Annotated in this window: 1 protein-coding gene; it reads right to left on the bottom strand. The window is 65.5% G+C overall.

Features of this window, described 5'->3' with window-relative positions; all coding sequences use genetic code 11:
* Positions 1–228 precede the first annotated feature (228 nt).
* Positions 229–1,721 (bottom strand): flavin-containing monooxygenase (locus AC1D00_RS39895; protein ID WP_477014478.1); only part of this gene is annotated, 1,493 nt, incomplete at its 5' end.

The raw sequence follows: 1,721 nt of genomic DNA, 5'->3' as shown, positions 1-1,721 counted from the left end.
ATCGTAGGCTGCAAGCGCCTCCGATTGCTTTGCGTTAAGCGTTTGTGCCTGGCTGACCGTGAACGTCGTGACGATCAGCCCAAGCACCGCCATGGCTGCTGCGGCCTGACATCGTAGTCCCATGGCGCGGGTTCCCATGTGCCGGAGATTCGTCGGTCATGGGGATCGTAAACATCAAACGCGCGGACTGGCGAGTTGCAAATCCCGCTCAGCCCGGGTTCTCCGACCTCACGCTGCGGCCCGGTAATCCGGCGCCGTGGCAAGGAACTTCGCATAAGCGTCCGCATCCGGCGGCTGGAAGTGTCCGGCGAACCCGCCGCTTTTCTGGTTCTTCGCGCCGATGTCCGCCATGAGCTCGTCGAAATGGCGGTAGTGATAGGGAGCGRCGCAGAGGCCGCCGAAGACGCCGGCAGCCGGCCGTTCGACGCGCTTGAAGTGCAGCATCATCTCGATGTTGTCGTGCATCTGCCGCGCCGTCGGCTGGTTGGCGAGCCGGCCGTCGGCATAGCGCACCAGCCAGTTCGCCGCGAGATCGGCACAGAGCACGGTGCAGAACGACGAGTTGAAGCCGACGAAGCCCATCTCCGGCAGATCAGGGTTGGCGATCAGCCGGTAGAGTCGGTACTGACCGTCCGCGTCGACCAGTTTCTGCTGATAGGCTGCAGGCAGGAACGGCACGCCGAGCTTGTAGCCGATCGCGAGCACCGCGACGTCGGCACCGACCCGCTCGCCGCCGCTCATCACGATGGTATCGCCTTCATAGTGATCGAAGCTGCCGAACACCGCCTTGATGCGGCCGTCGGCGACCATTGGGTAGAAGCCCGGCGTTGCGATCGGCACCGAGCAGTTGACGCCGTCCTCGATCCGCTCCTTCGGCACCATCTTGCACCGGCCAAGCTTGAGCTGGGTCTTCAACAGGCTCTCCAGCCCGCGCCAGTTCGCCCAGATCAGCGGCGCGGCGAGACGAAGCGCGAGCCGCGCCATCGCGCTGGCGCCCCAGCCCGGAAACATCTCCTCCTGCGCGCGGATGTAGAGGATGCGCTTGAAATTCACGAGGCCGCCGATGAAATAGGGGATGCGCCAGACCGGCTCGCGCATCACGATGGTGACCTCGCGTGCACCTGACTTCACCGCGTTCACCGCGATGTCGGTCGCCGATTTCGAGCCGCCGAGCACGACGACGCGGCGTCCTTTCGCCAGGCTGGAATCGCTGTATTTCGATGAATGCAGGATCTGGCCGCCCTGCGCCAGAAAGCCGTCCTCGCCCGGGCAATGCAGCTCGCGCGGCTCGTTGAACTGCCCGGTGCAGACCGCGACGAAATCGAAATCCTCGTTCGTCGTCGTGCCGTCCCTGTTCGTCAGCGCGAGCGTCCAGCCCGGCTTCCCGTCGGCGCGCCGCGCCATGCCGGCGACCTCGGTGTTGAGGCGCAGCATACGGTCGAGGCCGAAGCTCTTGGCGTAATCGGCGAGATAGGCGTGGACCTGTGGCCCGGTCGGCCATTCCGGATAGGCGTCCGGCATGGCGCGGTCGGTGTAGCGATAGAGATCCTTCGGGCTCTGGGTCTGCACCTCGGGATAGGAGCGCGCCGGCTCCCAGACGCCGCCGAGATCGCCGCTGCGCTCGAGAACGGTGACGCGGTGGCCGCGGGTGGAGAATGCCTTTGCGGCGGCAAGACCGGAGACTCCGGCGCCGATCACGCAAACATGCTTGGGACTGACCA

It is taken from the genome of Bradyrhizobium sp. P2_E8 (assembly GCF_056403875.1).
Note: the sequence above shows the minus strand (reverse complement) of the source record. Positions and strands in the feature narration are given on the sequence as shown.